This window comes from Tardiphaga sp. 215_C5_N2_1 (assembly GCF_052076055.1).
Lineage (GTDB): Bacteria > Pseudomonadota > Alphaproteobacteria > Rhizobiales > Xanthobacteraceae > Tardiphaga > Tardiphaga robiniae.
Genome location: NZ_CP197240.1, coordinates 1,032,125 through 1,057,316, shown reverse-complemented (window position 1 = coordinate 1,057,316; position 25,192 = coordinate 1,032,125). Strand labels below are relative to the sequence as shown.

Below are 25,192 nucleotides of genomic sequence, written 5' to 3'. Positions count from 1 at the left end.
ATTAAAGGTCTTTGATAGATCAAGCGGCGTCTTTTGCGTCCTTGCATTCGACGGCGTCGGCGCAGCACTCGGCAACGAGAAAATCCACCAAGCCGCGCATCACGTCGTAGTTTGCATGACAAACGAGCGTCGTCGCCTCCCGGACCTGGGTGATCAGCCCGGCAGCCACCAGCGTCTTGATGTGATGCGACAGCGTCGAAGGTGCTACCTTCAGCTTGTCTTGAAGGCGACCAACCGGCAAACCGACCTCGCCCGCTCTGACCAGAGTACGATAGATCTTCAGCCTGGTTGGATTGCCAAGGGCTTCAAGGCGGGCCGCTGCATCGTCTATTTTCATTTCAATAGGCTGCGCCTTTCCCGAGCCGTCGTCAACTATTATTCTAGAATTATAGAAATATCGTGAGCGCCTCCACTTCCCAGCGACGTCCCAGGGTAGCCCTGCTCTTCGAGCTAGAAAGCCACTACCCGCCGCCTCCTTCGTTTCAATGCCCACGTCATGATTAAAAACATCGCCTCGCTTCACGAATAACTGAGGCGGGTTGACAGGCCGCCTATACTTCCATAAATCTCGATATATGAAAACACTTGAAGCGATCGAAGCGTTAGGCGCCCTGGCGCAGGAAACACGGCTCGAGGCATTTCGTCTCTTGGTGAAGAACGAGCCAGATGGCGTTGCCGCAGGGGAACTGGCCCGAGACATCGGTGTTCCGCAGAATACGATGTCGACACACCTGGCGATCCTCACGCGCGCCGGTCTCGTCACCGGCGAGCGCCACAGTCGTTCGATCATCTACCGCGCCAATCTCGCGACCTTCCAGGCTTTGACCCTGTTCATGATTCAGGACTGCTGCGGCGGCAGTCCTGAGCTCTGTGCTCCGCTCCTCGAAAGCCTGACGCCTTGCTGCCCGCCCAAGTCCAAAAAGAGGAAGGAGACATCCCGTGTCTGACCGGATTTACAACGTATTGTTTCTCTGCACCGGCAACTCCGCCCGCTCGATCCTGGCCGAGTCGATCCTGCGCAAGGACGGCGACGGCCGCTTCCGTTCTTTCTCGGCCGGCAGCGCACCGAAAGGTCAGGTTAATCCGTTCGCACTTCGTGTGCTGGAAAGTCTCGACTACCCGACCGACGGTATGCGGTCGAAAAGCTGGACTGAATTTGCGGCGCCCGACGCGCCAGTAATGGATTTCGTTTTCACAGTCTGTGACAGCGCCGCTGGCGAGTCCTGTCCGATCTGGCCCGGGCAACCGATGACGGCCCATTGGGGCATCGAGGACCCCTCAGACGTAGAGGGGCCTGACCTTACGAAGCACACAGCATTCCTCACCGCCTTTCGGTACCTGAAAAACCGGATTGCAGCCTTCACGGCCCTCCCTATCGACAGCATCGACCAACTCTCTCTAGGGACGAAGCTCCGTGAGATTGGACGCAGTGATGGCGCTACCTCCAACCGTCCGGATGTGGCCTGATCGATGAGCATATTCGAACGCTACCTGACCCTTTGGGTCGCGCTTTGCATCCTGGTCGGCGTTGGGCTGGGCCACGTGATGCCTGGTGCGTTTGGCACCATCGCAGGCGCTGAAGTCGCGAAGGTCAATCTGCCTGTCGCCGTCCTGATCTGGTTGATGATCATCCCAATGCTGCTGAAGATCGATTTCGGCGCCCTGGGCAAGATCACCGAACACATGCGCGGGGTCGGTATCACGCTCTTTATCAATTGGGCGGTCAAACCGTTCTCGATGGCGTTACTGGGAACGTTCTTTATCGGCCACGTCTTCGCGCCATTGCTGCCCAACGATCAGGTTTCATCCTACATCGCCGGTCTCATCTTGCTCGCCGCAGCCCCCTGCACCGCTATGGTGTTCGTATGGTCCAATCTCGTCGGCGGCGAACCTCATTACACGCTCGGCCAGGTCGCCCTCAACGATGTGCTCATGATTTTCCTTTTCGCGCCTCTCGTTGGCCTACTTCTCGGCGTGGCGTCAATCACCGTCCCATGGGCCACGCTGTTGTTATCCGTCGCCCTCTACATCATCGTGCCAGTCATCATCGCACAGGTCTGGCGACGTGCACTTCTGGGGGCCGGACTTCCAACCTTTGAACGGACCCTGAATCGCCTGCAGCCGCTATCGCTCGTTGCCCTGCTCGCGACGCTGGTGCTGTTGTTCGGCTTCCAGGGTGAGCAAATCATCGCGCAGCCGACGGTAATTGCTATTCTTGCGGTGCCGATCCTCGTTCAGGTCTACTTCAATGCCGGTCTTGCCTACTGGCTCAGCCGCCGTTTCGGCGTGGCTTGGTGCGTGGCGGCCCCGGCAGCACTGATCGGTGCCAGCAACTTCTTCGAGTTGGCGGTGGCAGCAGCGATCAGCCTTTTCGGCCTGAATTCCGGAGCCGCGCTGGCGACGGTTGTCGGCGTGCTCGTCGAGGTCCCGGTCATGCTTTCCGTCGTCAAGATCGTTCAGGCGTCCCGAGGCTGGTATGAATCCGGCTCGCATCAACCAACTCCGAAAAGCGTGGAGATCCAGTCGTGACTGTCGTCATCTATCACAACCCCGACTGCGGCACGTCCCGCAATACGTTGGCTATGATCCGCCAGAGCGGTGAAGGCCCCGAGGTGATCGAGTATCTCAAGACACCACCGTCGCGAGATCGGCTGAAGGAATTGGTCGAAGCAATGGGCATCCCCGTCCGATCTCTGCTGCGCGAGAAAGGAACGCCATACGGCGAACTCGCCCTGGCCGATCCGAAATGGACCGATGACGAACTGATCGATTTCATGCTGGCCCATCCTATCCTGATCAACCGGCCCATCGTGGTGACCGACAAGGGTGTGAAGCTTTGCCGCCCGTCGGAGGCCGTTCTCGATATTCTGCCGAACCCGCACATCGGCCGCTTCGTCAAGGAAGACGGCGAGATTATCGATGCTGGCTGATCTTCCGAATATCGACCCAGCGGCTTTACGGCTTCTGGACGCGACGCTTCTGCAGCGGGGCCCGGCCATCGAGCATCGGCCGCGCATCCTGCTGCTCTACGGCTCGCTGCGCGAGCGGTCGTTCAGCCGGTTTGCGATCGAGGAAACAGCCCGCTTGCTGAACGCTTTCGGCGCGGAGCCTCGCATCTTCAACCCCACGGGCCTGCCGCTTCCAGACGATGCGCCGGCGACCCATCCGAAGGTCGAGGAATTGCGTGAACTCTCCGCCTGGTCAGAAGGTCAGGTGTGGTGCAGTCCGGAACGCCACGGCGCCATGACCGGCATCATGAAGGCGCAGATCGATTGGATCCCACTGGCACTTGGTGCCATTCGTCCGACGCAGGGCAAGTCGCTGGCGGTCATGCAGGTCAGCGGCGGCTCGCAGTCGTTCAACGCAGTCAATCAGCTTCGCGTGCTCGGCCGATGGATGCGAATGATCACGGTTCCGAACCAATCATCGGTCGCGAAAGCATATGAGCAGTTCGATGACGCCGGACGGATGAAACCATCGCCCTACTATGATCGCATCGTCGATGTTGCAGAAGAACTGGTAAAGTTTACTCTACTTACACGCAATGTTTCCAGCTACCTGACCGACCGTTACAGTGAGCGGAAGGAGACAGCGGAAAAGTTGTCCGCACGCCTGGACCTCTCGAAGGCCACGTAACTTCAACACCGTTTAAGACTATTCGATTAGTGCGCTTATTGTTCGATTGACGCGCAACGGGACCTCATCTGCGAAAGGAGGCGAATCTCCTTCTCCCTCGATGCACTAAGCCCGAATCAATCGTTATCCCTTGACCGACGGCAGTCTAATAATTCGTAGATGCTTACCTCTGCTGCGAAGCCTTTGGGCTTCACCACGTCCACATGGCGGAAGAGGTAGAAAGCCTCCGTTCGCTGTTTAATCTCACTGCTGACGAGAACAGATGTCCCATAGTTCTTGTTGAGGGCCTCAAGACGAGCAGCCAGATTCACGGTGGCGCCGAGCGCCGTATAACTCATTCGGTCGGGCGATCCGATATTTCCGACAACGGCCTCCCCCACATGCAAGCCAAAGCGAGTGCGGTAGGCTGGCCATCCCTCGCGTTCAAATTCTGCGTTCAGCCTCGCATTCGCTTCGATGCAGGCGAGCACCGCTGCGCACGCGTCCTGGACATGATTGTCATCCTGCACAGGCGCATTCCAGATGCCCATCACGGCATCGCCGATGAATTTATCGACAATGCCATTGTGCGCCATGATGGCCTCCGACATTGCTGCGAAGTAGCGCGAGGTGAAGGTCATGACATCGGTCGGGTCTCTGTCCTCGGTCATTCCCGTGAAATTCTCCACGTCGGTAAATAGAACGGTTACCTCTCGCCGCGCTCCGCCCAACGTCATGGCGCTTCCAGTTTCGACAAGATGCTGGACGAGGAGTTTGGGGACAAAGTGCGAGAATGTCTGGACAAGCGTGCGCATCGTGAAGACCGAACGGCTCAATTCGTCAATTTCGCGAATGGGCGAATGCCATTTCGCCGTGTCGGTGAACTGAAAACGTTGGATGGCATCTGTCTCGCGCGCGAGCGCCCGCAACGATCGCGACAGCATGGAGCCCAGCCCAAACGCGATCGGAAGCACCGCCAGCACCAGACCGACAGCAGCAAGAAACAAGGCGCGTCGCTCCGACTCGATCTTGGCGTAGAACTCGTCGATGGGAGCAAACAGCCCCAACCGCAGGTTTGCGGACCCGGACATCTCGATTGGACGGAACGCCGCCGCATATGTTCGTCCATCGCTGTCGTGAAAGAACTGCTGCGCTACCCCGGTTCGCTTCCATGCTTCGATGGCAGACGAGACGCCTTCCTTGTCAAGATCCCCAAGACGCGGCAGCTCGCTCAACCGTCCGCCTCCCGTATGAGACATGAATTGTGACATATCGGGATGGACCAGCACGCGGCCGGCATCGTCGAACAGGAATGCCAGCCCGGACTTGCCGAGCTGCTGTTTGCGCAGCATGGTCTCGGCTTCGCTCAGCAGGATATCGCCCGCGACCACGCCCTTGAAGCCTTCCGCTATAGGCATCCGCACCGTGTAGCCGATCTCGCCCGTAGCGAAGAACAAATACGGCTCCGTCAGCAGGCTGGGATTCGGACCGAATGCGTCATTGAACCACGGACGATTGCGCGGATCGTAATCGATCGGTCCCGGGCGCTGACCGACAGGGACCAACGCGTCGGAAAGAAAAGTGATGGTGGATGTCAGGCCATCGTTTCCGCTCTTCGCGATGATAAGAAGCCGGAAGGTGGCATCGTGCGGCGCAGCCAGTCGGTCCCTTGCCGCCTCACCTCCCCGATCAATGAAGTCCATCTCTAGGAAGGTTCCGTTGTCGTAACCCATATAGAGATTGTAGAGCTGCTTATTGTTGCGCAGCATCGACGCGAGCACGATGTGTAATCGCGGATTGTCCTGAATGGCAGCGGACTGCACCGAGGTCAGCCCCTGCAGGATATCGAGACTGTCCCGTACCGTCTTAAGCTGGCCATTGACACGGTCGGCCGCAAGTTCGGCGACACTGTCCATGAATGAGCTCGCCGCAGACCGCGTGATCAATGTGACGCGGCTGAAGGCGAGATAGACCAGCGCCAGACCGACGAACAACACAATTCCGACGAACAGCACGATGATAGACGTCCGAAATCCGACACGAAAGCGCGTCGGATTGGCTGCTGACATCGTGGCCTCCCGACCTGTGCGCTTGATACGTGGTTGATTAGAGCGGATTGGCGTCAATTGTGATCGCGGTCATCGGAAGACGCTGCGCGGCAACAGACTAAGCGCCGTTGCGAAAGCGCCAGTAAGGCATGCTCCCATGATCTCACCTTCTAAGGAAAAATCGCCTTCCAATCCCGTTTCATATCCACGACCTGCCACCCTTTCGCGGTGGCCTCGTCCAGCGCCTTGTCCAGCTTTCCGATCTTCGATTGCCGGTCGTAGGCGTACTCGCGCTCGGCATCGGTATGTCGCACCAATCCCATGAATCGCGCGCCTGCGCCTGCCGCTGTCCATTGCAGCATCTGCAGATCGCCATCGGAATTGCCGAATGCGAAGATCGGACGGCGGCCGATTATCATGTTGATGCCGACGGGTTTCCCCGGTCCATCGTCGATGAACTGCACCTTCGCCGTCTTCAGCAGCGATGGCTTACCCGTGACGTCGAGCTGATATTTCGTGACGCCGGTTGAGCCGACTACCTGCTCGGGCGGAATGCCGTAAGCCTTTTCGGCCCATACCCGCATGAACTCGACGCCGCCGCCCGACACGATGAACGTCTTGAAGCCATTGGCGCGAAGGTAGGCCAGAAGTTCGACCATCGGCTGATAGATCAGCTCGTTATACGGCCGGTTGAAACGCGGATGTTTTGCAGACGCAAGCCAATCGGCAACGGACGTTGCGAAGTCATCGGTGGTCATGCCGCTATGTGCCGTAGCCACCAGCGTAAGCAGGCCTTTCTTGCCCTGCTCCGCCAGTGCCTTCCTGTCGCCGGAGAGGAACGCCTTGAACGGCTGCTGCTGCTTCCATTCGGGGTGCTGCGCCGCCATGGCCTTGACGCGGTCGAGGGCAAAGGCGGCCTGGAAATAAATCGGCTGCTCACACCACAGCGTGCCGTCATTGTCGAACACGGCGATGCGCTCGGTAGGCGTCACGAAATCCGCGCCGCCTGGGGTGGTCACACGCGCTACAAAATCAACGATGGAATTTTTTATTCCACCGTTGTTCCAGGATGGCAACGCATCTGACTGGGCATACGCTGACGATGCGCAGATCCAGAATACGGCAGATGAAATGAGGTGAATGATACGACGCATCGCTGACCTTCAAATGCTATACGTGGATTATTTTGAGGCTTCGTTCTTGAGCAGAACGTCGATGGCCTCGATGATCTTCAACTGTGGATGAGCACGACAGTAGAGGATGAGATAGTGTTCGCCGGATTTCGCCCGCGTAATGTGAGCGAAATGCTTCTTGGCAAGGCCATTGTACCAGCCGCTATACCATGCGGCGAGCGTGTCCGCGTCTTCCTGATAGGTATTGATGAGTTGGGCGCATGTCAGCGCCTGGACATCAATGAAGCCGTTGCCGTCCTGATAGCTGGTCAGCGGGACTTGCGCATAGGCCGGGCTGGACATCACGATCAGCGCACCAAGGATAAGCGCCTTGCACGGAAATTTCTTGTTGTTCATGGATTGCCTCCCAATCTCCAAGGGCGGCGTTTATTCGCCGCCCTCTCTTCCTGTTTCGACAAAGCGCTCAAGCTAGTTCCCGCCCCGGACCTTTGCGGCAGCCGCCATCACGCGCTTCATCATCGCATTGACATCGACATCGATCGGGGACTGCCGCTGCGGGAAGTCCTTGAACGTTGCAAGGTGCTGTTCGACCAGGGCCGCAATCGGCAGAACGGTCCAGAGCTTGTTCACCGCGTAATTTGGATAGTTCGGCGCCTGCATGTGCTGCTCGAATGGGTCCGATCGAAGATTGACCGGCTGCGGCACCGTGGGTGCGGCCGAATGCCCGGCGAACCAGTCGTCCTTGGTCTCGAAGTGGACCTTCCAGTTCTTGTAACGGATGGCGTAGAGACTGGTCTCTCCGTAGTAGACGAACTGGTCGCGCGCCGACTCCTTGGCTTCCCCGGTCAGATAAGGCAGTTGGTTGAAACCATCGAGATGAACCTTGAAGGTCTTTTCCCCAGCCGCGTAGCCCGCTTTACACTTCGCAACCACATCCGGTTCACCTGCTGCGGCGAGGACCGTCGGGAGCACGTCTTCATGCGACGTGATGCCGTTGAAGACCCGGCCAGGCTGGATCTTGCCGGGCCATCGGATCAGGAACGGAACTCTAAAGCCACCTTCCCAGCCGAGTCCCTTTTCACCCCGGAACGGCGATGTGCCACCGTCCGGCCAGGTGAACTTCTCAGCGCCATTGTCGGTCGTGAAAATCACCAGCGTGTTGTCGGCGATGCCGAGATCATCGAGCTTTTTCAGCAGACCGCCGACGACGTAATCAAGCTCCTGCATGCCGTCCGAATACAGCCCGAGCCCGGTCTTGCCGTCCCATCGCTTGGAGAGACGTGTCCAGACATGCATGCGCGTCGTATTGTGCCAGAGAAAAAACGGCTTCCCTGCCTTGCTGGCGCGATCCATGAAGTCCGTCGAACGCCCAAGCAGGTCATCTTCGACAGTCGTCATGCGCTCTCGTGTCAGAGGTCCGGTATCCTTGATGGTCTGCTTGCCGACCCGGCCAAAGCGCCGGTCCTCGGTCGGATCGTCCCGGTCGGTGGCCTTGCATTCGAGAACGCCGCGGGGACCGAACGTCTCCTTGAATTTCTCGTTTCCCTTCGGATAGTCGTCCTGCTCAGGCTCCTCCTCCGCGTTGAGATGATAGAGGTTGCCATAGAACTCATCGAAGCCATGCACAGTCGGCAGATGTTCGTTGCGGTCGCCAAGGTGGTTCTTGCCGGTCTGGCACGTCATGTAGCCCAAGGGTTTGAGCAGATCGGCGATGGTAGGATCTTCAGCCTGTAGTCCCTGCTTGGCGCCCGGCATGCCAACAGTGGTCATGCCGGTGCGCATGGGAATCTGCCCGGTGATGAATGCCGCGCGTCCGGCCGTGCAACTCGCCTGACCGTAATGATCTGTATGCAGCGCGCCTTCTGAGGCGATGCGATCGATGTTGGGGGTCGCCCCGCCCATCATTCCGCGGTTATAGGCCCCCACATCGAACCACCCGATATCATCTGCCAGGATCAGCAGGATGTTCGGTCGACGTGCCGAACTGGCGATTGGGGCCGCTTTCTGCGCCTGAGCCAGTGCGGCAGATGTAAGCGTTACAGCCGCGACAATCGCTGAACTACCCAGCAACAGGTTTCTGCGGTTGAGCGCGTGATCTTCCGTGTCTCGCGATAAGGCTTCGTTGGGCTGTTCCGTTCGGACGTCGCTGGCCATTCAAGTCTCCATCTTTCAAAGAAAACGTACGTCTGCTGCTAGTTTCGGATGATGCATCTAAAGCCGACGTGACTTGCCGAGGTATCGATCGGCTCGGCGTGCCGCGCTGCGGGACGATAACGGCGGCAGTAATTCGGCGCGCAAAGGTGCGATCCGCCCTTCAGCACCTTGCGTGGAATACGGATGTCCGGCTGGTGCGGGTCGTAGCTGGCGTCCTCATGTCCGCCGCGCGGGTTTCGCGGAATGCAGCAGGTCTTCGGCGCATCGGCTTCATGCCTGGGCGTGTACCAGTCGCTGGTCCACTCCCACACATTGCCGATCATGTCGTGCAGGCCGAAGCCGTTCGGCGGAAACGCCTTCACCGGAGATGTGCGTTCGTAGCCATCATCAGCGCGGTTCTGCGTTGGAAAATCGCCTTGCCACGTGTTGGCAAGATGTTGCCCGGCGGGTGTGAACTCGTCGCCCCATGCAAATTCAGCGTGGTCGAGGCCGCCGCGTGCGGCAAACTCCCATTCCGCTTCGGTCGGCAACTCCTTCCCGGCCCATGCCGCATAGGCCATCGCGTCCGCAAATGAGACATGGACAACGGGATGGTTGTCCAGGACATTGATGTTGCTTCCGGAACCATACGGATGACGCCAGTCTGCGCCTTTGAGGAAGCACCACCATTGGCTCCAGTCGCGCAGATCGACTGCGCCGCGCGGCGGCATGAAGGTCAACGACCCGGCATACAGCATGTGCGGCAGCGCGCCGGGATAATCCTTGGAATCGGGAACGATCTCCGCCGTCGTGACATAGCCAGTCGCTTTCACAAAAGCCTTGAACTGACGATTCGTGACAGGCGTTGCATCTATCGAGAACGCGCTCACGCTGACCCTATGAGCGGGCGCCTCTTCCGGATAATGGCGGTTCGATCCCATCAAGAACGTGCCGCCGGAAATCCTCACCATGTCGCGGCTGCGTACGCCATCGACAACAGACCCGTCAGCAGTCTCGTCCAATAACGATGCTACATCCATGGCATTCCCACCGACTTGCTTGCGGCATTAACGCGGGCAAACGTCCCAAAATCCCTGTTGCCTGCTCGCGTCGGTGTAGTACCAGCAGTAGCCCGGCGCCGGCGGAGCCCCGGCCCACGCGACCGCAGTTGCCGCGGTGACAAAACCCAGCGCAGCGCCCGCAGCAATCGCACCGCCCGGTGCCCAACGATACCAGGTCGGGCGCACCCACGCCCCCGGCCGTACCACGCCGGGCCGAACGACCGCACCGCGACGCACCACGGTCCTGCTTGCCACGCCGCCGCGCGGCCCGACGACTGTTGTGCGTCGCGCGGCAGCGCCGCGTCGCACAACGACAATGGGAACGATTGCGCTCTCCCTATCGTGTCGCAGCACGGTGGTCGATGTCGGGACGACCCCTATCGCCGACCCATCAGAGATATTTATGGCAAGCGCGGACATAACGACCGTCACGGCGAGTAGAAGGCGACCGGCACGGCTTCTTTTGGTAGATGCAAGTGATACGCAGTTCATTGGCACCCCTTATGTGTACTGGCGCGAGCCATCAGGCAGGCGCATCTGCGTCAGCGTTTCTTCCCTATTAACAACATGATGCGAGATGCCGGAGCAGCTCCTCCTCGATTATGTGCTGGTGAGTGTAGAGAAGCTCTGCAATTTTGTGATGTCCACTTTGTGCCAAACTCAACTTCTGCAGGACGCAGGCTTAAGATATTTTGTCGCAGGCCCTACAAACTGTCCGATCAATATCGATAAAATTTCGCGATCACGACGCTCTTTTGCAACAGTCGATAGCCGGATCACGCCCGCAGATGAATTGTCGTGACGAACAAATTTTTCCGCGTATGTTGATTTCGTCTCGATTTGTAGTTCGCTTGTCGGTGGGGTTCTGCGATGCGCGCTCGGTTTTTTGCTGCTGCCATTTCCTCGGTGGTGTCGTTCTCATACTTGTCGCCAGTGATGGCAGCCGAAGGCGGCGTCGGTGTTTTTCTGCTGGGGTCGCATGCCACCGGCGCGGGCATAACGCCGCCACCCGGCGTCTTCTTCCAGAATGATTTCTATTATTACGATGGGAAGCTCGGCGGCGGCCGCACTTTGCCGACGGGCGGTCTCCTCGTTGCAAATGTTTCAGCTCAAAGCTGGATCGAATTGCCGACGACCCTCTGGGTCACGCCGGCCAAAATTCTCGGCGGCGATCTTGCCTTCTCGCTGACGGTGCCCGTTGGCGAACCGCGCGTGAATGCAAGTCTCCTCGTGAACTCTCCACGATTCGGTCCGATTGGCTTGAATGTCACGGACTCGCAGGCCAATCTGAGCGACTTCTTCCTGCAGTCCTTCGTTGGATGGCACGCTGGGAATTTCCACTGGCAGCTCGGTGTCGGCGGCGTCATCCCGTCCGGGACCTATGTCGCCGGGCAGCTATCAAATGCGTCACTTAACAGACCTGCATTGGATGTGTTCGGCACGCTCACCTGGCTCGATCCGGCCATCGGTTGGGATTTGTCTGCGGCGATGGGCGTGACATTCAACCAGACCAATACGGCCACGGATTACAAGAGTGGCGATGAATTTCATCTCGAATGGGCCGCAACGAAATACATCACCAAAGAATTTACGCTCGGCCTAGTTGGTTACTACTACCAACAGCTCACCGCTGACTCCGGCACGGGAGCCCGTCTAGGCGGCTACGAAGGGCGGGTCGTGGCGCTGGGGGGATCGATCGGCTACACATTCGAAATCGGAAAGCTGCCGGTCTCGACGCGGCTCAAGGTCTACCGCGAGTTCGACGCAGTCAATCGCATGGAAGGTACGGCCGGATATTTCACGGTGTCGGTTCCTGTCGCGATCGATACGAACGCCATGACTCTTGCTCAGGGACGTACCATCAAGGCCAAGTTCTAAGGCCGTCGAAAGCTGGGCACCCGCTGGAGGCCCTTCAGGTGATTTCCGAACGGAATGGGGGGTCGATGGGCATAACGGTCAAGACGCTGCAGCTTACAAACTTTGAAGAGCTCTCCTCGACGGTCAAGGGAGCCAGCAGTGAGGTGATCCAGCTCGATCCGGGTCGTGTCAGCGGCTTCATTTCAAATCTCTCGATCGACGGCCTGCCGGTCAATGTCGGCTCGTTCTCGGTCGGCGTGAGAACACGGGGAGTCCTCAGTCCGGATCGGACCACGATCGGAATGCTGACATCGACAGATGGGCGTGTCGTACACTGGTCCCGCGACATGGCCGTGGGCGACGTCTTGGTCACTCCTCCGGGCGTCGAATATGGAGGACGATACTTTGGAGGAGCGTCCATCCTGACCATATCGCTGTCCGACAGCGACATACGCTCCTTTTTCACGCAAGAGCCTCGCATTTGCGATCTAGAATCCTGGAAGAAGATCCACCTGCGCGGCGTCCCGGACTCAAGTTTCGTTCCGCGTCTTCTGGACATCTTGCGACAGGCGATGGCCATGCATTCGATTCTGACGGACGACGCTATCGCGTTTTGGCGCCGCGCGATTATCGAGATGATGACACTTCCTGTCGTCCAGAACGTTCCGGCGGAAGCGCTTGGTCCTCTGGCGTCGGCGCTCAAAATCGTGCGTGAGGTGGAAGACTATGTCGATCGAAACAGCCTAAAGCCAATCCATATTTCGGAAGTCTGTAATAGGCTGAAGGTTTCTAGACGGAGTCTCCACAGAGCGTTCCATGAAACATTCGGCATGGGACCCGTCACTTTTTTACGGCGCAAGAGATTGTGTTCGGTACATACCGCTTTGCTGGAAGCAGACTCACGCATGGCGACAATTGCCGATGTTGCCATGCAGTACGGCTTCATAAATCTTGGACGCTTCGCGGGCGACTACCGCGACCTATTCGGAGAATATCCGTCACATACGCTTAGTGGAGGTTTGCGGAAGACAAGATCGATCCGGTATCCCGACCCATCTCATGTCAATATGGTCCGCCGCGCGACCGCCTAAGCGATACCGTGAAAGGCTAGAAAGGAAGCCTTTAGCCACCCACATCACCTAGTTTCGGGATGTAGCGAAGCTCGTTCTGCGTCACACGTAGCGACGCCTTGGCGCGGCGCCTTGCTGTCGAAGCCTCAACTACCACTGCTCGACGAGCCGGTGGCCTCGCTCGATGAGCATCCGAAATGGACCGATGACGAGCTGATCGAGTTCATGCTGGCCTATCCCATCCTGATCAACCGGCCGATCGTGGTGACCGACAAGGGCGTGAAGCTCTGCCGTCCATCGGAGGCTGTTCTCAATATAAAGCCGAACCCGCATATCGGCCGTTTCGTTAAGGAAGACCGTGAGGTTATCGATGCTGGATGATCTGCCGAACATCGACCCCGATGCCTTCCTTCTTCCGGATGCGACCGTCCTGCAGCATGGCCCACTCCTCGGTCACCGGCCCCGTATCCTGTTGCTTTACGGTTCGTTGCGCGAGCGGTCGTTCAGCCGGTTTGCGATCGAGGAAGCAGCCCGCCTGCTGAACGCTTTCGGCGCGGAGACACGCATTTTCAATCCCACAGGCCTGCCCCTTCCGGACGACGCGCCGGCGACGCATCCGAAGGTCGAGGAATTGCGTGAACTGTGCGCCTGGTCGGAAGGTCAGGTGTGGTGCAGTCCGGAACGCCACGGCGCCATGACCGCGTCATGAAGGCCCAAATCGACTGGATTCCGCTCTCCATTGGCGCGGTTCGTCCGACGCAGGGCAAGACGCTGGCAGTGATGCAGGTCAGCGGCGGTTCGCAATCGTTTAATGCCGTCAATCAGCTCCGCGTCCTTGGGCGTTGGATGCGGATGGTCACCATCCCTAATCAAAGTTCGGTTGCGAAAGCCTACGACCAATTCGACGACAATGGCCGGATGGAGCCGTCTCCGTATTACGATCGCATCGTGGATGTCGCCGAGGAGTTAGTGAAGTTCACACTGCTCACTCGGGACATCTCGGCGCATCTAACAGACCGCTACAGCGAAAGGAAGGAAGCCGCGATTGACTTAGCAAACCGGCTCAAACTGGAACAAGCCCTCTAAGATTGGGCAAGATCCGGAAGTCCCTTCTCGATCGGATCCGAAATGACGCCACCCGCCCCTGATATCGGTTGGCCGCCTTCGAACATCAACGAGAAGCTGACAGCGAGGCAGCCCCGTTCGGCCAAAATTGCTCGTTATTAGCCATCGTTGGCTCCTTTGCGGTGACCGATGTGGTGAATGCGCTGGCAATGCCCGCGCCGATCAGCGTTCGGCGAAGCGCCTCAGCGCTCGATCAACGAAGTCGTTAAACCAGGACTTCGGCAATTCCTAATATTTCTCGCCCGCGATCCAAGCTGGCGACGTTCGCCTTCCATTTTGAAGCCACTGGCGGTTTGCCTCCACATACGGAAGACGAACACGTAAGAGTTGACCTTTACCCGTTCGCCGCAGCACGACCGGTATCGCGTCCTGCCCCCAGACGTAGTTCAAACTCAGCTTGTCCATGTTCGTTCACAGCCCCTTTGTGTTGAACATAAACCAAATTCTCAGTCTTCATATCGCTCCTCAGTACTTCGAAGAAGCGCGTCCGCCTCTCGAAGCTCCAAGGATAGGATATTCATGTCAGGTTGGATCGAGAAAGCCTTTGACTGGTCGTACCAACGCCACTGAAACCGTAGAGTCTTTCCTCCCTCGCTCCTTTCCCAAACATGTAATTGAGAAGGCTTTCCATCTCCACGCTCAAGCAACCCATGACGCTCTGCTTCCGCAGAGGCAGTTGAAGCCGAACAGTCCCTAGCGGCATGTTTCATCGCCTCTGCGATCGCTCCAAATGCGCTCTCTAATTCCGTGAACATCGCCCCTCCTTTAACCCCCTGTGCAATGTGGGCACTCGGGATCGGCGTCTATCGAAAAATCCCTGCCGTTGCTCTATGCTTCCTGATTCTGGGGGGTCAATGTATCTCAAGAATATAAAGCTCAACAGCTTTCGCTCTTTCGACCAAGGAGAGATCGAACTCCAAAAAGACTTGACGGTCTTCGTGGGTGAAAACAATGGAGGCAAAAGCAACGCGATCGACGCAGTTCGCCTGCTTACAACGCCTCTCGGTGGACGACGTGAAATTTATTGCGAGTCCACAGACATTCGCTTTCAGAGCGCGACCACCTACTTCGGGTTGGAGGGGTGCTACGCAGAGCTTTCAACGGGGCAGCAAGGGCGCTTCATTTCGGCCGCCACAGACGCCTCGTTGACCCAGGCGCGTTTCGGCCTGCGTTTCGATGGCGCTCGATCGGGCGTCAAGCCGGTGCTCTGGGCCGGCAAGGAGGGAAACTCGGCCGAACCAGGCTGCCATGAGATGGTCCGGCATGTTTACCTGCCGCCGCTCCGTGACGCGAAGCGCTCTCTGGCGTCCGGCAATCCTACGCGGATCATGGCGCTCCTAAATCACTTCCTTGAGGGGACGACGCCCGCACAGCTCGCGAAAGAACTCGGGCGCACCCACTCGCATGATGTCCTCGTCAAAGTAGACGGTGCAGTCGAGAAGGGTCTATCAGCCCTGACGTCGGGGGTTCGCCGACAAACAGCTTCTCTTGGATTCGCTACAGACGAAGCCTTGGTGGATATTGCCCGCGACCTGAGATTCAAGCTCGCCGACCACGGCGTCGACCCCGAAGACCTCAGGTATTCCGGACACGGATACGCAAATCTTCTGTTCATGGCGATCATCGCTGTAGAGCTTGAGAAGGTCCGATCAGCCGACCTCACGTTATTCCTCGTCGAGGAGCCAGAGGCGCATCTTCATCCGCAGCTTCAGGCGGCCGTCCTCGCTTTCTTGAGAGACCAGGCCGAGCAATCGCGCAAAGACGCGCCCGCCGATCACGCTCCATCTGGTGAACTCCAGGTCATCGTCGCGACACATTCCCCGAACCTTTCGGCGTGGGTCAACAGTGACCGACTGGTCGTGTTCAAGTCCGTCGTGGCGAGCACCGAGCAGGCGCCTGCTGGCGAACCAACCATCGAGCCGACCGTCGCCGACGCGGCGGTCATCGGAAGTGGGCTGAGCACCGACCGCACCGATGCCGAAGTGACGGGCACCGATGCGCTTACCGCCACCATGACGGCGGCGGCGCTTCGCAGGTCCACCCGCTGCATTCCCCTATCGTTGATGCCGCTTGATGCGCTGGAGCGCCGCAAGGTCGATCGCTACCTCGATGTCACCAAGGCGGCGCTTCTCTTCGGCGGACGAGTTTTGCTGGTCGAAGGAATCGCAGAAGCCCTTCTCCTCCCCGCCATCGCAAAACATCACACGCTGAAGGAGTATCCCGATCAACTCCGTCTGTTCAGATCAACTGTGTTTGTCCCCATCGATGGCGTCGATTTCAGCCCGTACGCGACGCTGCTGCTGACGTCGGTCAATGGGGCTCGCATAGCGGACCGCGTCGTCATCTTGACGGACGGAGACAAAGGTACGGGCGACAGCGACGATGACGATGACGATGACGAGGAGCTGCCGAGCGACACCGCGGAGGAGGTCCTCGCTGGCCCCGCTTCGGAGCAAGACACGGCCGTGGTGTCCGTCGGAGATGACGCGGCGGACGCCGAGGAGCGGCCTATTCCGGGCGAGATGCGCAAGGCTGCATTGATGAGCCTGGCGAGCTCGCTCGGCGCGAGCGAGCATCTTGCGGCGGTCACGAGCATCTACTCGCTGGAGACCGAACTGCTGGAGGCGGGCAATTCCGCCATCCTTCGCAAGGCGTACCTGACGCTTCACCCAAGATCGAAAAAGAAGTGGGACAACGCGGTTGCGCTCAGCGGTGATGAACGCGCTAAGAAAATCCACCAGATATTCAAGAAGACCCGCAAGGGCGATTTCGCTCAGATTCTCGCTCGTCTGATCGAGGATGGCGACGCATTCGTAGTCCCAGCCTACATCGCGAAGGCCATTGAGGAGGTCGTCGTCCATTGACCGCCTCCTCGTATGCGCCGACCCGAGAGCAGCAGAATGTTATCGACCACGTCGGCACGGCGTTCGTAACGGCCTGCCCTGGCGCGGGTAAGACCAGGACGATGGTCGAGCGCGCCCGTCAGTTGTTGGTTCATCCCGACGATCGACGCGGCGTCGCGTTCCTGTCGTTCACAAACGCGGCGGTCGATGAGCTGGAGGCACGCCTCCGCGCCTTCGGCGTGCTCCCGGCGCCGTTGTTTCCGAGTTTCATCGGAACGTTCGATCGATTTCTGTGGCAGTTTTTGATCGCTCCGTTCGGCATTCCCGATTGCGATCAGTTGCCGAAGCTTGTCCCCGACAAGAGCAATTGGGAGGTGCGGCCGCCCTACAACGGCGCGCAAGCACTCCGACTGCGTTGCTTTGACCGAGCGACGGGCAAGGTTATCCCCGCGCTCGCGAAGGACGAGGGTTTCGACGTCGACAAGCGCCAGATCACAGCGCATGAGACCAGCGCACTCTCCACGATCAGACGTGCGCGAAGCCAGGGCCAAATCGACTTCGAAGATGTCCGCGTCTGTGTCCGCGAAAGGCTGTCTGACGTGGCCTTCGCCAAGCGGGTCGGCGCCGCGCTCGCTGCCCGATTTCGGGAGATCATTGTCGACGAAGCCCAGGACTGTAACCCTGCCGATCTCGCGATTGTCGATTGGCTGCGGGAATCCGGGATCAAGGTGAAGGTCATCTGCGACCCCCACCAGTCGATCTACGAATTCCGGGGCGGCGTGACCGACGAACTTCAACGATTCGCCGCGACGTTCGACGCAACAGATCGCTTGCCGATGAGCGGCAATTTCAGATCCAGCCCGGCAATATGTGCGGCGATTGTGACGCTTCGACCGCCGTCGTCGCGCTCGGATCCGGACAAACCGTTGGGTCCGCATCGCGCCGACACGACGCCGGTCCATATCTTGTCGTACGGCGGAAGCGCAATCTCCGCGACCATCGGCTCATCCTTCCGAGGTCTCGTCGAGGGACTGAGCATCCCCTTACATCTCGCGCCGGTTCTGGCGTCCACGCGGGCCAGTGCTTCAAAAGCCATCGGTCAGCCGACAACCGAGCCGACCGCCCACATGACGCTCCTTCTGGCGGAAGCGGCCATGAACTATCATTTCGCGTTTGCCGTTGGAAATCGTCGCGACGCGCTCGTCAACCTGCACCGCATCGTCCTGCTGGTTCAAGGCCGCATCAGTGCGTTGGGAGGCTACCATGGCTACTTGTTGAGCGAAGGTCTTGAGGACGGCCGATGGCGTCCAGAGATCATCGCGCTCGCCAATGGCCTCCGCTTCGACCAAGCCGAGACCGTTGATCAATGGCTGGCCAGAGCGCGCAGCCTTCTCGTCGCCGGTCTCGTCGTAAACTCCACGATCAACCAGCGCCTCAAAGGGCACGCAGATCTGACGACGGCGCTCGCACGCGCCCCGACAAGTTCTTCGCCGGCCCGTACGATCCACTCCGTAAAGGGGCAAGAATTTCCCGGAGTGTGCGTTGTGATGACGACGAAGACCGCTGGCGCGATCATCGGCCTCCTCGAAGGCCAAACCTCAACGGGCGCTGACGAAGAGGCCCGCAAGATCTACGTTGGAGCCTCGCGAGCGGAACGCCTGCTCGCGATTGCTGTCCCGAAAAGCCGGGCCGCACGGCTCCAAACACTTCTCGCCAATGGTGGGTGTGAGGTCCGTCTCCATCAAATCTGATAGGCTCGGTGGAGTTACCGACCTCGGGCATCCCGGCGACGGGGCGCAGTTGAAAGTGGAGACGCGGATTGCCCGATTGGCGCCGCCAGCATTGGGCTTGCTCGGCTCGTGCCCAGTTGGAATTTCTGCGCAGCATCGACGAGTTCGAGTGTCCCCGATCGACCGAACGAAATTTCTAGACGTCGCTTACTCAGATCGAAAGTGAACGTCACGCCGTCTCTGTCGTACGTCGCTCGTTTGGTCCGATCGTCGTCGTGGAGCTCACCACCTTGGCTTTCCTGGATGTCTTCAAGCTTTTCAACCAGTGCGTCGAACGTGTCGTCCATCCGCTCGAACTCTATCACCAAGCGGTCGAACTCGATGCCGAATATTTTGTCGATCGCGGCGCGATGCGCGTCCCAGCCATCGCGCAGCTCCAGTCGACGCCGGATGATATACTCTGCGGGGTCGTCAGGGTTCTGGCCCGTCTCGATCGAATAACGGAAGGCTGCCGTATCCAGGTCACCGCCGCCGTCATCTTCGGCCTTCTGGACGTCCTTCCGCCGTGCGTTGGGCGCCTTGCGCGCAGACTGGTAGAGCTCCTGTAACTCTTCCGCGACGCGCTCGCTAAGCAGACGCTGGCACCACGATTCCGCTGAGTCGCTTACTTCGGTCGGCACGGTGTGCTTTTTGGTTCGCGTAAACCCAGGGAGCCGACGGATCTCTCCCGTTTCCGTGCCTTCCAGAAACTCGCTGTTGTTGCGCAGCGAGATGCCTGCCAATGCCGCGGCGGCCGGCACGGTGGGCGGTTTCGGAATGTGGCGACTCTGGAAGCTGTTGCTTCCCGAGAGAATCGCTTGAGGCGTTTGAGTACCTCGCGCCAGCATCTGGCGCGTGACGAACCCGGAAACTTCCTTTTGAAGATAATCGCGCAATCCGCGTCCGAGAAATAATTCTGTCGTCCGGGCCCGAAGAGGCGCATCGCCGCTGAATTTTAATGCTTCGCAGAGAACTAAGGGGACGATCTGTCTTCCAATCGCCAGACTTAAACTCGATACCGCCGCACATTGTCGCTTCTGCCTCTATCAATAGGCGGAATACTCTCGTTCAACTGAGCAGACGACAGCTTCCCGTGCACTCGAGCATTGTAGAGCCAAGTGGCAAACTTCTCGCGATACCTGTGACGCTCATCCTTGAGCGATTTAACCTCTTGCTCGAGACTTTCGATCACTCCCCGCATTAACGCGAACTCAGGCGAAACCTCGCTTCCTAACGCTGTGCGCTTCGACTTCGACTTCGACCTGAGCCTACTCTTTGCCTGTCGAAACGCTGCGGCGATCGCGTCTTGCTTATGCAGTCCTTGCCGTGAGAACGAACGCCCAATCAGAATATCAACCCGGCGCAACAAAAAATCCCAACTCAACTCATCTTTCCAAGTAATCAACACACCTACAATCCTGTCGATCTCACTATCCGAGAGCCTTGGTTTAGCCAACGTAGTCACCATCTAGCCGTTGTGTGATTCTGCGCCTGAGTTCGACCCGTTCGATGCACTCTAATCTACCGACACTTTCGCTCTCTCGCGCAAGGTCATTGCAATCTCGCTGTCGCGATTCGCGCCTGGAAGGCTTATGACTGCACCATCCCGCACCGCCTCGTCTCGATGAACAGACAAGATGCGGTGTAGCCGATCGAACTTCCTCTGATGCACTGCAAACCAGCGGTCCGCCTGTGATACGGGACCATCCATCGCCCGCTTAGCATCCTCCAATTGGCGGCCGGTAGTCTCAAGCTGCTTCCGGATGTTCTCCATCTGAGCGGGATCACCCTTGATGAGCACACTCTCCGAACAATCGAAGCAATCCCCGTGTGCCCCACAGGGTTGCAGAGTGTAATCATGCACACAAATGCCATAGTCCGTAGTGTGGGCGGCTCCTATCTGGGCATTCAGGAACTGCTCGCGAGAGACAGGTGGGTTCACGCCGACCTCATCATCGACTTCGAACATCGGTCCATAAGCCTGCCCGCCTTCGATGGCTAGCCGGATCTGCGACAACCTCTCGTCCGGGGTGACGTGGTCATATGCTTTGTTCTGCGAAATCTCGCGACCACTCCACTTGGCGATGTCAAGTTCACTCAGGCCGCGCAACTGTGCGACCGTATTAATCCAGTGACGAAATGACTTGGTCGTTATCTGAATCTCATCGCCGTTGCGCTCACGGAACTGCCATCTCGTAAACACACTGGGCTTTCGCCCCTCGAGGCCAGAAAGCCAGCGCTCGAACGTCTGCACAGTCGCTTTCTCAATAAGACAAGAAAACGTTGGCTTCTGTGTGCTTGGCTCGTTACGACGATATATTGCGAGGGACCCAGAATAGGTTTGCCCGTCCTTGCCATTTAGAAACGGATATCCAGACGGCATGGACGTCAGCAGATTCTCAGCGAGAGACGGAAGAAAAACACACTTGTTGATTTCATCAAATTCAATGCCACGGCGACGAACGATGACAGGGAGTTGCTTCAGGTCGGCTCCGACGAAAATCAACTGAAGTTCCTTCAACGAGAGCCATTTTCCGCGGGACCGTTCTAACTCTGGAGGTAGCCACACCTTAATCGGCGACTTTTCGTACCATTTTGCAACCACTCGCGCGCCCGCCGACAGATTACGCAGTCGAGCAATCGCCTCGCGAGCCACGGGTACCATCTGGGTAGGCACCCACTTTACCTGCGGGTCATTCCTCTTTCCTGGTTTGAAACGGATGCCATAAGGCTCGCCTGCGGAATACCGCTTCGGCACCTCACAATCGACGCCCAACTCCAATACTTCATGAGCTCTGACCGGAACGCACACGCAGATCGCCGCTATCGCTGAGTAGAATTGGTCCGCGAATGTATCGGCGTTGCGAAAGATATGACCTAATGCATGAAATGCCTCTGGAGTCGGCAATATCTTATCGCGCCGCTCCTTTGCTTCTCTCCCGAGCGCATCACGATGATCCTCGGGCTTCTTGATGCCATGCTTCCAATAGAACGGGGCATTGAGGAACTCACGTCTTACGCAGAAATCGTGAATCTGCTGAACGTATACTGCGAGTTGATAGTACCGCGCACGACCTACTTTACCTTCAGTGACCGCCAAGGCCGAATTTAAGACCTGTGCGCTGAGGTTCTCAATCTCAGGCCTTAGTCCCAAGGAGCAAAATCCTGCCTCTATCAGTCTCAAGCTGACCAGACGCTTCTTCGTACTTTCGAAGCCTACCGGTGACGCGGAATGCTGATAGCGAATGTAGGCCTTAGCAAATTCTTTATAGCCTACTTCCATCGGCTCGACGTCTGCAGTATGCCGATTTCCGATCCTCGAGCCAGCATTGTGGAATGAGAGCGCATGCTTGACCGGATTCTGCCCTTTTATAACGAAATCATTGTGCACCATCCATAAATCATCTTGCCAGCGCTCACTGGCGACAAGTGCAGAGAGTCTGTCGCGCGCCAGCACGATGAAGTCGGCGACGCGCTGAGCCGGCCGCATCGCCCCTGAAATGAATACTACATGCGAACTCATTCCTGCGGCTCCTCAAGAATTCCACGTGCAACGATACAATACTGGACGACCTGCGCCGCCGCTAAGATAGTTCGGTCGCGAATTGCAAAGATCCTCGGTGAATAATCTTCTTCGACCATGCGCTGTCGATCCGCAATGAGTGAGTTCATGAATTCCTCATGAGGCCCATCGACCCAAGGCTGGAACCTGCGGCACGTGTAACAAGCGTAAGGCACCGACAGCTCGCACGGTCCAGACTGACCGCACGTGCCGAGGGCCACATTGTCTTGGAGAGTCCGGTCATAGATACGGCTCGAACGGTTGTCGCCGCCGCGAGCTTCATTCTCGCCATTCACCAAGGTGCCGGAGAAGGCTTGGGCTACCGGGGCCATTTCCATGGCCAGGGCGCGATCAAGGCGGACGACAATCTTTGGTCCCGCTTCAAAATACGGAGCCACACTCTGAACGTTCGAGTGATCGAGCAATTCGGCCACGGTGTACTTATCCTTGCCGTCATCGACCGCACGTTGTCCGATGGTTGACCGAAATCGCCGCGAATTTGTTTTCAAACGAGATATCCGTCCAACAACGCTGTCCATGATATAGCTTATCCGCTCGACTGACGTGTGGTGATCAACGCTATCCCTCTCTCGTCTGCTAGCAAAAAACAGCGGCCAGCTTTCACGCTCCAAATCCAGACCGCTGTACACCATGTTATTATGTTCAATCACCTCCTCGAGCAACTGCCCGATCGCCTTGCTACAATGTCTTACCTTGAACGACTCTCGAATCTCCTCCCCCATTTGTTTCGCTCGAGGAATTCTCAGCGCGTAGTTCTTTCCATCGTCACTAGTAACAACGATCAAATCTGACGCCTTAAGAGCAGCAATTTGACATGGTCTTGACCCGTAAGCGATCAACAACCAGCCAACAGCATATTGGTACAGAGTGATCTTTCCACGCTCATAATTCTCATTCAAAGACGACTGAATGTGGAGCAGCTCGACGTCATCAAATGCACCGGTATGAGGATCTCTCGTTCGAATTTCCGTTCCGCTAACATTCCGACGAAGTCGCGCATCATCGAGATACTCTTTTGCCTGATGCGACGTGATGCTGAGACCCATCTCATGCAGATCGACAAACATGCGTCGTACATATCCGAGCTTCCATTCAGTCTGCTCGCAAAGCGTGGCGCGGTAGTTGAGAACATCCTCGAGCGATACCTCTGAGCAAATGGCCGCTTTTCCGTGCAATTGGGACAAATACAGATTCAGAAAATGGGAGAACATGTTCACCGTGTAGCCGAACGAACTCCTCTCCGCGACACGAAGCATGCCAAACTTTACGCAGTGCTTCATCCGCGGGCCAAGATTTGTAAAGCGATCGAAGCGAAGCGTTCTAGGTTGATACACCATCGACCACAGTACCCACTGGTCAGCCTGCGGGCTAAACTGAACATTATCCCTAGATCGCGCCGAAACCGGCAATGTCAGCGCTTCAGCGTGGGCGCGATTGTTAAGAGAACGGTCCATTGTGACTCCTAAACGGTAAGATAAGCTTCGACTGCATTTCGTTAAGCGTCTCGTTCGCTCGACGTATGGTGGTTCGCCTCAGATAAATCCTTGCGGTTTCTTCCGATCGCCACCCCATCAAATACATGCGGAATTTTATTTCCATCTCTGGATCGACGTTCTTTTGCGTGGCCAGCACGGAAAACTCATCATTCCAAGTATGCCGCAAGAGATGCGGAGCAAGCTCAATCGGGAGCCCAGGAACACGCGTACGGAGTGCCTCCATGATTTTATTAACATTCGACAGAGACATCGGAGCCCCATCGCGGTGATTAACGATCAGGAATGGATGCCGCGACGATCCAACCATCACATTCCGATCTTCCAACACCAACTTGAACACAAGTTCGGCCAACTCCGGCCTAACGCTAAGTTTTCTCGGTAGTGTCTTTGTCGCGGGTTTATATGCCCTCGGATCGTCTGGATCGTCGGGCCGACGATGTAATTCTATCGTGGAGGAAGCATTTATTGCACAATCGCCAACTTTAATGCCGAGGAGTTCTCCTCGCCTCATTCCTAGTTCGAGTAGCAACCGAACAATCAGGTAGTTTCGATACTGCACCTCGGGACGAAACGGATTATCAGGATGGTTAGGCACGATGACCTGCCGCAGCCGCTCAGAATCTTCGCTGCTCAGCCCTTGCGGCGGATTCAAGTTGCTCTTGGAATGCCTGCTGGCTCCTCGCTTATGCCCCCTCAGCAGCGAGAGGCATAGATCCCGGCTTTCAGCGTATCGATCTCGCCGCACCGGCCACGCCGCCAACGACAACAACACTTCAGCGCTTATGAATTCAACAAATGAGATGATAGTCGATAGCCGTTTACCTTTCTCGCCCGATCGCACGAATCTTTTGGACTGACGCCCCTTTGTTAGGTCCGAGACACTCTGGCCTAATGGTATCTGAGCAGCTACCGAGGAAACCGGGCGGCCACACGCGTCCACGAGATCAATAAGTTCCTGCAAGGTGAAAAAGCGCCCTTCACGGATTCGCTCCACAACACCGATACGACGCGCGTCGCCCCAAACATACAGGTGTGCAAGGAACCTTAGCTCGTTCGAAAGTGTGTTGGGTTGAAGTCCCGAAGCGCGTCGAGACGCAATGATCCAGTACGACGGATCTTCAAGCGGCAGCCCGTCGGCGAGGCTCACGAGGAACGGCATGTTCTCGCCGGATCGAAATTTCGACCATCTCACCGCATATGGATTTGCACTCATAGATGACATTGCCCCGCGCGTCAGCCGACGTGCGCGAGCATGCCGTCAGCCCATTCGCCGGTCAATTCACCTCACCGAACCCGCATGACACACAACACGCTTCGTGTTCAGGATCGAACTACACGTCCGGCGCAGAGCTACTACTGCAAGAGCCGTTCACCAATCCTTGGGCGATCATAACTAGTAAGGACTCAAACTCCTCACACCAAAAACACAGAAGGACTCGATCCTATAGCTGTACGGCTG

The 25,192-nt window shown here is 57.6% G+C and carries 19 protein-coding genes and 2 pseudogenes; 11 read left to right on the top strand and 10 right to left on the bottom strand.

Annotation, left to right across the window (positions count from 1 at the left end):
* Nucleotides 1-19: 19 nt before the first annotated feature.
* Nucleotides 20-337 (bottom strand): ArsR/SmtB family transcription factor, encoded by a 318-nt coding sequence (locus AB7828_RS04905; RefSeq protein ID WP_441229544.1) that lies wholly within the window; start codon nt 335-337, stop codon nt 20-22.
* Between the two features lie 238 nt (nt 338-575).
* On the opposite strand from AB7828_RS04905, the gene AB7828_RS04900 reads away from it, so the two are divergent.
* From AB7828_RS04900 to arsH (AB7828_RS04880), 5 genes are read left to right on the top strand one after another with little or no spacing between them, the layout of a single operon-like run.
* Nucleotides 576-947, top strand: coding sequence for an ArsR/SmtB family transcription factor (locus AB7828_RS04900; RefSeq protein ID WP_441229543.1), 372 nt, complete (start codon nt 576-578; stop codon nt 945-947).
* Entirely contained in the window at nt 940-1,467 is a 528-nt protein-coding gene (locus AB7828_RS04895) for an arsenate reductase ArsC (protein WP_441229542.1), read from the top strand. Before AB7828_RS04900 ends, AB7828_RS04895 begins: the two co-directional genes overlap by 8 nt.
* Before the next feature lie 3 nt (nt 1,468-1,470).
* Nucleotides 1,471-2,529, top strand: coding sequence for an ACR3 family arsenite efflux transporter (gene arsB / locus AB7828_RS04890; protein WP_441229541.1), 1,059 nt, complete (start codon nt 1,471-1,473; stop codon nt 2,527-2,529).
* Entirely contained in the window at nt 2,526-2,930 is a 405-nt protein-coding gene (gene arsC / locus AB7828_RS04885; RefSeq protein ID WP_441229540.1) for an arsenate reductase (glutaredoxin), read from the top strand. The genes arsB and arsC overlap by 4 nt, the downstream gene beginning before the upstream one ends.
* Entirely contained in the window at nt 2,920-3,636 is a 717-nt protein-coding gene (arsH, locus tag AB7828_RS04880) for an arsenical resistance protein ArsH (RefSeq protein WP_441229539.1), read from the top strand. Before arsC ends, arsH (AB7828_RS04880) begins: the two co-directional genes overlap by 11 nt.
* 116 nt (nt 3,637-3,752) lie before the next feature.
* On the opposite strand, the gene AB7828_RS04875 is transcribed toward arsH (AB7828_RS04880), so the two are convergent.
* From AB7828_RS04875 to AB7828_RS04855, 5 genes are all read right to left on the bottom strand, one after another.
* Nucleotides 3,753-5,684, bottom strand: coding sequence for an adenylate/guanylate cyclase domain-containing protein (locus AB7828_RS04875; protein ID WP_441229538.1), 1,932 nt, complete (start codon nt 5,682-5,684; stop codon nt 3,753-3,755).
* Nucleotides 5,685-5,833: 149 nt separating this feature from the next.
* Nucleotides 5,834-6,817: an HAD family hydrolase gene (locus AB7828_RS04870; RefSeq protein ID WP_441229537.1), complete on the bottom strand. Its 984-nt coding sequence runs from the start codon at nt 6,815-6,817 to the stop codon at nt 5,834-5,836.
* A gap of 27 nt (nt 6,818-6,844) precedes the next feature.
* A complete protein-coding gene (locus tag AB7828_RS04865; protein WP_441229536.1) occupies nt 6,845-7,192 on the bottom strand; it encodes an HdeA/HdeB family chaperone in 348 nt (115 codons plus the stop codon).
* A 72-nt stretch (nt 7,193-7,264) separates the two neighbouring features.
* On the bottom strand, nt 7,265-8,950 hold the full coding sequence (locus tag AB7828_RS04860; RefSeq protein WP_441229535.1) for an arylsulfatase: 1,686 nt from the start codon (nt 8,948-8,950) through the stop codon (nt 7,265-7,267).
* Between the two features lie 38 nt (nt 8,951-8,988).
* The gene (locus AB7828_RS04855; RefSeq protein WP_441232195.1) at nt 8,989-9,900 is read right to left on the bottom strand and encodes a formylglycine-generating enzyme family protein; all 912 of its coding nucleotides are present in this window, start codon (nt 9,898-9,900) and stop codon (nt 8,989-8,991) included.
* 960 nt (nt 9,901-10,860) lie between these two features.
* Between AB7828_RS04855 and AB7828_RS04850 the strand changes: the two genes are divergently transcribed.
* The 6 genes and pseudogenes from AB7828_RS04850 to AB7828_RS04825 all read left to right on the top strand — a co-directional run bounded on the left by AB7828_RS04850 (nt 10,861) and on the right by AB7828_RS04825 (nt 18,636).
* A complete protein-coding gene (locus AB7828_RS04850) occupies nt 10,861-11,868 on the top strand; it encodes a SphA family protein (RefSeq protein ID WP_441229534.1) in 1,008 nt (335 codons plus the stop codon).
* 65 nt (nt 11,869-11,933) lie between these two features.
* On the top strand, nt 11,934-12,938 hold the full coding sequence (locus AB7828_RS04845; protein ID WP_441229533.1) for a helix-turn-helix domain-containing protein: 1,005 nt from the start codon (nt 11,934-11,936) through the stop codon (nt 12,936-12,938).
* Between the two features lie 171 nt (nt 12,939-13,109).
* Nucleotides 13,110-13,298, top strand: a pseudogene (locus tag AB7828_RS04840) (ArsC/Spx/MgsR family protein); the annotation flags it as partial.
* Nucleotides 13,288-14,003: pseudogene (gene arsH / locus AB7828_RS04835) on the top strand (arsenical resistance protein ArsH). The pseudogenes AB7828_RS04840 and arsH (AB7828_RS04835), both read left to right, overlap by 11 nt.
* An 893-nt stretch (nt 14,004-14,896) precedes the next feature.
* Nucleotides 14,897-16,906 carry an ATP-dependent nuclease gene (locus tag AB7828_RS04830; RefSeq protein ID WP_441229532.1) on the top strand — a complete coding sequence of 670 codons (2,010 nt, stop codon included), beginning with the start codon at nt 14,897-14,899 and terminating at the stop codon, nt 16,904-16,906.
* On the top strand, nt 16,903-18,636 hold the full coding sequence (locus AB7828_RS04825) for a UvrD-helicase domain-containing protein (RefSeq protein ID WP_441229531.1): 1,734 nt from the start codon (nt 16,903-16,905) through the stop codon (nt 18,634-18,636). The genes AB7828_RS04830 and AB7828_RS04825 overlap by 4 nt, the downstream gene beginning before the upstream one ends.
* 14 nt (nt 18,637-18,650) lie before the next feature.
* On the opposite strand, the gene AB7828_RS04820 is transcribed toward AB7828_RS04825, so the two are convergent.
* From AB7828_RS04820 to AB7828_RS04805, 4 genes are all read right to left on the bottom strand, one after another.
* On the bottom strand, nt 18,651-19,550 hold the full coding sequence (locus tag AB7828_RS04820; RefSeq protein WP_441229530.1) for a hypothetical protein: 900 nt from the start codon (nt 19,548-19,550) through the stop codon (nt 18,651-18,653).
* Between the two features lie 620 nt (nt 19,551-20,170).
* Nucleotides 20,171-22,177, bottom strand: coding sequence for a hypothetical protein (locus tag AB7828_RS04815; RefSeq protein ID WP_441229529.1), 2,007 nt, complete (start codon nt 22,175-22,177; stop codon nt 20,171-20,173).
* A complete protein-coding gene (locus AB7828_RS04810; RefSeq protein ID WP_441229528.1) occupies nt 22,174-23,691 on the bottom strand; it encodes a site-specific integrase in 1,518 nt (505 codons plus the stop codon). Before AB7828_RS04810 ends, AB7828_RS04815 begins: the two co-directional genes overlap by 4 nt.
* Nucleotides 23,675-24,892 (bottom strand): tyrosine-type recombinase/integrase, encoded by a 1,218-nt coding sequence (locus tag AB7828_RS04805; RefSeq protein WP_441229527.1) that lies wholly within the window; start codon nt 24,890-24,892, stop codon nt 23,675-23,677. The genes AB7828_RS04810 and AB7828_RS04805 overlap by 17 nt, the downstream gene beginning before the upstream one ends.
* Nucleotides 24,893-25,192: the final 300 nt, after the last annotated feature.